Origin of the sequence: Limnohabitans sp., assembly GCF_044361985.1 — a bacterium.
Classification (GTDB): Bacteria; Pseudomonadota; Gammaproteobacteria; order Burkholderiales; family Burkholderiaceae_C; genus Limnohabitans_A.
Map to the genome: position 1 here is coordinate 1 of NZ_JBIKHV010000099.1, position 7,132 is coordinate 7,132.

The following is a 7,132-nucleotide window of genomic DNA, read 5'->3' on the forward strand; positions in this document are numbered from 1 at the left end:
TCACAGCAGATTTAATATCTTCCTGAACAACTTGTGGGTCATCTGTGGATCAACGGTGGACTCCTGTGTGAAATCCCGCATCGTGAACTCAGCCCTGCACTTTATGCCATCAATTGATGATCAAGACGCCTGATTTTATCCAAATTCGTCATGACAGATGAATTAAGTTAGTTGGTACAAACTTTAGAAATCTTTTTTAGAAATCAAAAACTGGTTGAAATCAGGCCCAAAAAGGCCTGGATATGCTGCCAATGACCTTCAAAAACTGTGGACTCTTGACAAGTCTGACCATTTATTTGGTGGGTCGAATCAGCACATACTGCGCCCCGTCACCCCTGCGAATCAGGACACTGGTCGGTCGACTCTTGTCAACACGGGACATGGCCAACTCAAAGTCTTTGAGTGATGTGACTTCCAAATTGGCAACCGCCAAGATCAAATCGCCTTCGCGAATACCCGCCCTGGCAGCGGCATCGGTTGCAGCATCCACCCGCACACCACCACGCACGCGGAGCTCTTTCTTTTGGGCTTCGGTCAAATCGCTGACGCTCAAGCCCCAGTGCTGCCCGATGGCTGCAGGTGCGGTTTTCTCTGGGGGTGTGGCTGCAGCAGCAACTTTCTCAGCCTCAATCTCGGCCACCGTGATGTTCAAGTCTTTGTTGGCGCCACGGCGAAAAACCGTGATGCCCACTTTGCTGCCTGGTTTGGTGTTGCCCACCGCACGGGGCAAGTCAGCCGGCTTATCAATGGGCTTGCCGTCAAAGCGCGTGATGATGTCACCGGCCTCGATGCCAGCCTTGTCAGCAGGCGAGCCTTCTTCGACGCCCCGCACCAACACCCCCTGCGCCTTGCCCAGACCAATTGACTCCGCCACGTCTTTGGTCACAGGTGCAATCTGGACCCCAATGCGCCCACGGCTGACGCGGCCGCTGGCGCGCAGTTGTTCACTGACGCGCATGGCTTCGTCCATGGGAATGGCAAACGAGATGCCCATGAATCCACCCGAACGGGAATAGATCTGGCTGTTGATGCCCACCACCTCACCGCGCATGTTGATCAACGGCCCACCCGAGTTGCCAGGGTTGATCGCCACATCGGTCTGAATGAACGACAAATAATCGCCTGTGTCGCGTTGCTTGGCGCTCACGATGCCTGCAGTGACGGTGCTCTCCAGGCCAAAAGGCGAACCAATGGCCATGACCCATTCACCCACACGCAAACGGCTCACGTCGCCCACCTTGACGGCAGGCAGCCCTGTGGCCTGAATTTTGACAACGGCCACATCGGTGCGCTTGTCCGCACCCACGATGCGCGCCTTGAATTCACGTTTATCGGTCAGGGTCACCATGACTTCGTCGGCACCCTCCACCACATGGGCGTTGGTCATGATGAAGCCATCAGCACTCAAGATGAAGCCAGATCCCACGCCCCGGGGCTGAGCTTCATCCTGCGGTTTGTTTTGGCGGGGCGCTTGTCTGGGCGCGTTCGGCATAGGGACGCCAAAAAACCGCCTGAAAAGTTCTTGCATTTCTTCGTCCGGTGTGGCGGCACCCGGTGTGCTGGGGCGCACTTTTTCAAGGGTCCGGATATTGACCACCGAAGGTCCCACCTGCTCCACCAGGTCGGTGAAATCAGGCAGACTGCGCACCACCGTGCTTTGGGTTTGCGCGATCACCGCACCGGATGGCGTCCATGCCATAGCCACAGCCAAGGCACTGAAAAGTGTGGCCGTAGCGGCCGTTTTAATCCAACTTTTTTTCTGCACAAAAGCTCCTTGTAGGGTGACACAACCCAGGTTCAAATTTGCTGTTGCCAATGCGGGTGAATTCAGTCAGCTCAAGACACCTCAAGCATGCTCTGATATTGGCTCGTCCTTGTTGTGGATTGTCATCGCACGCGAATATACAGCGCATCTAAAACCATGCCACTTTGAGGGCATCGTCACTTCCTCCAACCAGGCAAAGGTCAGCAGTCCACATCGCTTTTCTTGCTCGTCCAGCCTCCAGACAAACAGCAATAGCTTGGACCCCAAATCCAAGCCCACAGCCACTTCAATGCGAAATTCTTCGTTCTTGTTTTTACCTGCATCTGGCAGCCAGAGCCAGGCCTCACCACTCCAGAAGAACCGCCCACCTTGCAGAGCCTGGCGAGGTCCCCAGACGAGAGCGCCAAGCATGCACAATGCCCAAAAAAACCAGGCTGAGCAAACCATGGCAAGCGTTGTCTGCCCAGACACTTGCCACCCAACAAGCCCCAGCGCCGAAATCAATGCCAAGCCCATCAAGGCGACCCGGCCCCAAACAAAACGCCCCACCGGGAAAGCCACAGGTGGGGCGTTGTGCATGCTTGCAACCTGCGTCAGATGCGTTTAAACACCAACGAACCGTTGGTCCCACCAAAACCAAAATTGTTTTTCAGGGCTACGTTGATTTTCATGTCGCGTGCCGTGTTGGCACAGTAGTCCAGATCACACTCCGGGTCGGGGTTGGCCAGGTTGATGGTAGGAGGCACTTTTTGCAGATGCAGCGCCAGTACGGTGAACACACTCTCGATGCCTCCCGCGCCACCCAGCAGGTGACCGGTCATGGATTTGGTCGAGCTGACCACGGTTTTGTAAGCGTGCGCGCCCAAAGCCGCCTTGATGGCATTGGTTTCATTGATGTCCCCCAATGGTGTGGAGGTGCCGTGGGCGTTCAGGTAATCAATCTGGTCGGCATTGACACCGGCATTGCGCATGGCGTTGACCATGGCCCGGCGGGGGCCATCCATGCTGGGTGCGGTCATGTGACCTGCGTCAGCGCTCATGCCGTAGCCTGACAGCTCGGCGTAAATCTTCGCGCCACGTGCTTTGGCGTGCTCGTACTCTTCGAGCACCATCACGCCAGCTCCTTCTCCCAGCACAAAGCCATCCCGATCTTTGTCCCAAGGGCGGGAGGCAGCTGTGGGGTCATCGTTGCGGGTGGACAAGGCACGCATGGCCGCAAAGCCACCGACACCGAGTGGCGACACACAGGCTTCAGAGCCACCGGCGACCATCACGTCCGCATCGCCGTATTCGATCAAACGACCGGCTTCGCCTATGGAATGCAAACCTGTGGTGCAAGCAGTCACAACAGCCAGATTAGGGCCTTTGAAACCACTGCGCATCGACACGTGGCCAGAGATCATGTTGATGATCGAGGCCGGTACGAAAAATGGGGAAATTCGCCGCGCACCACGGGCGATGTATTCGGCATGGGTATCTTCGATCATCGGCAAGCCGCCAATGCCCGAACCGATCACCACACCGATGCGACAAGCTTCTTCTTCGTCCAGTGCATCGCCTGTTGGCAGCCCTGAATCCTGAATGGCCTGCGCGGCTGCAGCAATGCCGAAGTGGATGAAACGGTCCATCGTCCTGGCCTCTTTGGCGGAGATGTAGGACTCGAGGTCAAAGTTCTTGACTTCACCCACGAATCGGCAGGACATGGCCGAAGCATCAAAACGGGTGATAGGGCCAATGCCGGACTGACCGGCAAGCAGGTTGGCCCATGCGTCGGTGACCGTATTGCCTACGGGGCTGACGCATCCCAAACCCGTGACTACAACGCGGCGCCGGGTCATCGTCGATCAGGCCTTCTTGCTTTGAGCGTAGTCGATCGCAGCTTGCACCGTGGTGATTTTTTCTGCGTCTTCGTCAGGAATCTCGATGCCGAACTCGTCTTCGAGTGCCATCACCAGTTCCACAGTGTCCAGGGAGTCGGCACCCAGATCGGCCACAAAGGCTTTCTCGTTGGTAACTTGTGACTCTTCAACGCCGAGTTGTTCGGCAATGATTTTTTTGACACGTGCTTCGATATCGCTCATGGGGTCCCTCTGAGGGTTGTGAAAAATGGAGATTTTACCTGTCCGGAAGGGTGTTCCGGAAATCAGGCCATGAACATGCCACCATTGACATGCAATTCTTGTCCTGTGACATAGCCCGCATGTGTGCCAGCCAGGTAGGCCACCGCATGGGCGATGTCGTCGGGTTTGCCCAGATGGCCCAGAGGAATCTGGCCCAGCAAGGCTTTCTGCTGTTCTTCGGGCAAGCTGGCGGTCATGTCGGTTTCAATGAAACCGGGTGCCACGCAGTTGACCGTGATGTTGCGGCTTCCCAGCTCACGGGCCAGTGCACGGGTCATGCCCGCCACACCCGCCTTGGCCGCAGCATAGTTGGCTTGGCCGGGGTTGCCTGAGGCACCCACCACGCTGGTGATATTGATGATGCGACCATAGCGCTGCTTCATCATGGGGCGGATGACCGCTCGGCTCATGCGAAACACCGCCTTGAGGTTGGTGTCGAGCACCGCGTCCCAGTCGTCATCCTTCATGCGCATGGCCAGCGTGTCGCGGGTGATGCCTGCGTTGTTGACCAGCACTTGCAGACCGCCGAGTTCCTTAACGATGGCATCCACCAAGGATTCGCCTGCGGCAGCATCGTTGACGTTCAAATTCGCGCCGCGGCTGCCAGGAAAAGCCGACAAGACCTGGCTTATTTTGGCAGCACCCTCGTCACTGGTGGCGGTGCCAATGACCACATAACCGGCTTTGGCCAGATGCAAGGCAATGGCCGCACCGATGCCACGGGAGGCGCCGGTCACCAGCGCCACTTGTTTTGCTTCGGGTTTTTGAACTTCGCTCATGCCAACAATCCTTTCACTTCAGCCAGGGTGCTCGGGTCATACAAGGCCACACCGTTCAATTCAGGGTCAATCCGCTTGGCCATGCCCGCCAGCACCTTGCCAGGGCCACATTCCACCAAAACAGTCACGCCGCGGGCCTTGATGGCCTGCACGCATTCGACCCACCGCACCGGGCCAAAGGCCTGGCGGTAAAGTGCATCGCAAATGCGAAATGGATCGGCTTCGACGGCCACATCGATGTTGTTGAGCACCGGAATTTGTGGCGCACCCAGGCTCAGTGTGGCCAGCTTTTCGCGTAATTTTTCAGCCGCAGGCTTCATCAGGCTGGAGTGAAAAGGAGCCGACACAGGCAAGATCAGGGCACGTTTGGCGCCCATGGCCTTGAGCACTTCACAGGCTTTGTCGACTGCAGCCTTGCTACCTGCAATCACGGTTTGTGCAGCATCGTTGAAGTTCACAGCCTCAACCACCTCCGGGCTACCGCTGGGAAAAGTGGCTTGCGCCTCCAGGCAACCAGCCATCACTTTTTCGGCGTCCAGACCCAAGATGGCAGCCATGGCGCCCACGCCCACAGGCACAGCTTCCTGCATGGCCGCGGCCCGCAAGCGCACCAGCGGGGCGGCTTGTGCCAAAGTGAGCACCCCAGATGCGACCAAGGCACTGTATTCACCCAAGGAATGGCCCGCCACCACGGAGGGCTTGCCCCCCCCTTCGGCCAGCCAGGCCCGGTATGCGGCAACCGCCGACACCAGCATCACGGGCTGGGTATTGGTGGTCATGGCCAAGGCTTCTTTGGGGCCTTCGTGAATGAGTTTGGCCACATCTTCACCCAAGGCGTCCGAGGCTTCTTTCAGGGTTTCGAGCACCGCAGGGTGATCGCCCCAAGCGTCCAGCATGCCCACCGATTGGGAGCCTTGGCCAGGAAAAACAAAAGCAAATGTCGTCATAAGCCTATCTGAATCAATGTGAAATCAGGTCAGTTCGCCGGGCGCAACTGACCTGCAAGGGTCCGTTCAATAGCGCAATAACACCGAACCCCAGGTGAAGCCGCCACCCACACCTTCAAGCATGAGTGTCTGGCCGCGCTGAATGCGCCCGTCACGAACGGCAGTGTCCAGCGCCAAAGGGATGGAGGCGGCTGAAGTATTGCCATGTTGATCCACAGTGACCACTACCTTGTCGGCTGGCATCTTCAGCTTTTTGGCAGTGCTTTGCATGATGCGAATGTTGGCCTGATGCGGGATCAGCCAATCGATGTCGGCATCGGTCAAATTCGCCTTGGCCAGACTGGCCCGGGCGGTTTCTTCGAGCACACCCACGGCCAGCTTGAAGACAGCCTGCCCGTCCATTTTCAGGACCGGATCGCCCAAAATGCCGCCACGGTTCACATGGCCTGGCACACACAGAATATCCTTGTGTTTGCCATCGGCATGCAAATCAGTGGCCAAAATTCCGGGCGCGTCCGAGGCTTCTAGGACCACGGCGCCTGCGCCATCCCCAAAAAGTACGCAGGTGGTGCGGTCCTTGAAGTCGAGAATGCGGCTGAACACTTCCGCACCAATGACCAGTGCCCGCTTGGCGGAACCGGTCTGGATCATGGCATCGGCGATCGTCAACGCATAAATGAAGCCACTGCAAACCGCCTGCACGTCAAACGCCGGGCACCCTGCAGCGCCCAGCTTGTGTTGCACCATGGTCGCAACAGAGGGGAAAACCATGTCTGGCGTCGAGGTGCCCACGATGATCAGGTCAATGTCCTGTGCGGCCAACCCAGCGGCATCCAATGCCTTGCGAGCGGCTTCTGTGGCCAGATCGCTGCAGCCTTGCTCATCGGCTGCAAAGTGGCGTGCACGAATACCCGTTCGCTCCACGATCCAGTCGTCCGAAGTTTCAACCCCTTGCTGAGCCAGCTGGGCGGCCAGGTCGGCGTTGGTCAGGCGATTTTCGGGCAGATAGCTGCCGGTGCCCAGAATGCGGGAATAAATTCTCATACAGGTGTGACCGCTGGTTCTGTCCGTTCAGCCTGAGCGCCCATCAGCAAGGGGGCAGCATGCGCGATGCGTTCACGAACGCGATCCAACAATTGGTTGCGAACTGCATCATAAGCGCGGATCAAGGCATTTTCAAATGCCAGCTCGTCGGCAGAACCGTGACTTTTGAACACCAGGCCCCGCAGACCCAACAAGGCAGCACCGTTGTAGCGACGGTGATCCACACGGTTTTTAAAAGCAGTTAAGACCGGATAAGCCAATAAAGCGGCAGTTTTAGTAAAGATGTTGCGAGAAAACTCTGCCTTGAGGAAGCTACTGACCATGGTGGCCAGCCCCTCACTGGCCTTCAGGGCCACATTACCGACAAAGCCATCACAGACCACAATGTCGACTGTGCCCTTAAAAATATCATTGCCTTCGACATTGCCATGGAAATTCAAATCTCCGGAATTGGCAGCAAATCGCAACAGTTCACCA

General features: G+C 57.2%; 7 protein-coding genes and 1 pseudogene. All 8 read right to left on the reverse strand.

The genetic code is table 11. From position 1 onward, the window contains the following. Positions 1-292: 292 nt before the first annotated feature. Positions 293-1,699, reverse strand: a complete 1,407-nt coding sequence (locus ACIQ3A_RS12640; protein WP_396432091.1) for a DegQ family serine endoprotease — start codon at positions 1,697-1,699, stop codon at positions 293-295. 147 nt (positions 1,700-1,846) lie between these two features. Further along, positions 1,847-2,176, reverse strand: a complete 330-nt coding sequence (locus ACIQ3A_RS12645; protein WP_396432086.1) for a hypothetical protein — start codon at positions 2,174-2,176, stop codon at positions 1,847-1,849. A gap of 182 nt (positions 2,177-2,358) precedes the next feature. Further along, on the reverse strand, positions 2,359-3,603 hold the full coding sequence (gene fabF / locus ACIQ3A_RS12650; RefSeq protein WP_396432087.1) for a beta-ketoacyl-ACP synthase II: 1,245 nt from the start codon (positions 3,601-3,603) through the stop codon (positions 2,359-2,361). Between the two features lie 6 nt (positions 3,604-3,609). After that, complete coding sequence (acpP, locus tag ACIQ3A_RS12655) at positions 3,610-3,846, reverse strand: acyl carrier protein (protein ID WP_019427049.1); 237 nt, start codon at positions 3,844-3,846, stop codon at positions 3,610-3,612. 62 nt (positions 3,847-3,908) lie between these two features. Then, the gene (gene fabG, locus ACIQ3A_RS12660) at positions 3,909-4,664 is read right to left on the reverse strand and encodes a 3-oxoacyl-ACP reductase FabG (protein WP_396432088.1); all 756 of its coding nucleotides are present in this window, start codon (positions 4,662-4,664) and stop codon (positions 3,909-3,911) included. Continuing rightward, positions 4,661-5,611: an ACP S-malonyltransferase gene (fabD, locus tag ACIQ3A_RS12665; RefSeq protein ID WP_396432089.1), complete on the reverse strand. Its 951-nt coding sequence runs from the start codon at positions 5,609-5,611 to the stop codon at positions 4,661-4,663. The genes fabG and fabD overlap by 4 nt, the downstream gene beginning before the upstream one ends. Before the next feature lie 66 nt (positions 5,612-5,677). Then, positions 5,678-6,655: a beta-ketoacyl-ACP synthase III gene (locus ACIQ3A_RS12670; protein WP_396432090.1), complete on the reverse strand. Its 978-nt coding sequence runs from the start codon at positions 6,653-6,655 to the stop codon at positions 5,678-5,680. Continuing rightward, a pseudogene (locus ACIQ3A_RS12675) lies at positions 6,652-7,132 on the reverse strand (phosphate acyltransferase); the annotation flags it as partial. The pseudogene ACIQ3A_RS12675 and the gene ACIQ3A_RS12670, both read right to left, overlap by 4 nt.

Bases quoted from the DNA above. Each gene is read 5' to 3' on its own strand.
- ACIQ3A_RS12640 (WP_396432091.1), bottom strand. From the start codon at position 1,699: ATGGCATGGACGCCATCCGGTGCGGTGATCGCGCAAACCCAAAGCACG.
- ACIQ3A_RS12645 (WP_396432086.1), bottom strand. From the start codon at position 2,176: ATGCTTGGCGCTCTCGTCTGGGGACCTCGCCAGGCTCTGCAAGGTGGG.
- fabF (WP_396432087.1), bottom strand. From the start codon at position 3,603: ATGACCCGGCGCCGCGTTGTAGTCACGGGTTTGGGATGCGTCAGCCCC.
- acpP (WP_019427049.1), bottom strand. From the start codon at position 3,846: ATGAGCGATATCGAAGCACGTGTCAAAAAAATCATTGCCGAACAACTC.
- fabG (WP_396432088.1), bottom strand. From the start codon at position 4,664: ATGAGCGAAGTTCAAAAACCCGAAGCAAAACAAGTGGCGCTGGTGACC.
- fabD (WP_396432089.1), bottom strand. From the start codon at position 5,611: ATGACGACATTTGCTTTTGTTTTTCCTGGCCAAGGCTCCCAATCGGTG.
- ACIQ3A_RS12670 (WP_396432090.1), bottom strand. From the start codon at position 6,655: ATGAGAATTTATTCCCGCATTCTGGGCACCGGCAGCTATCTGCCCGAA.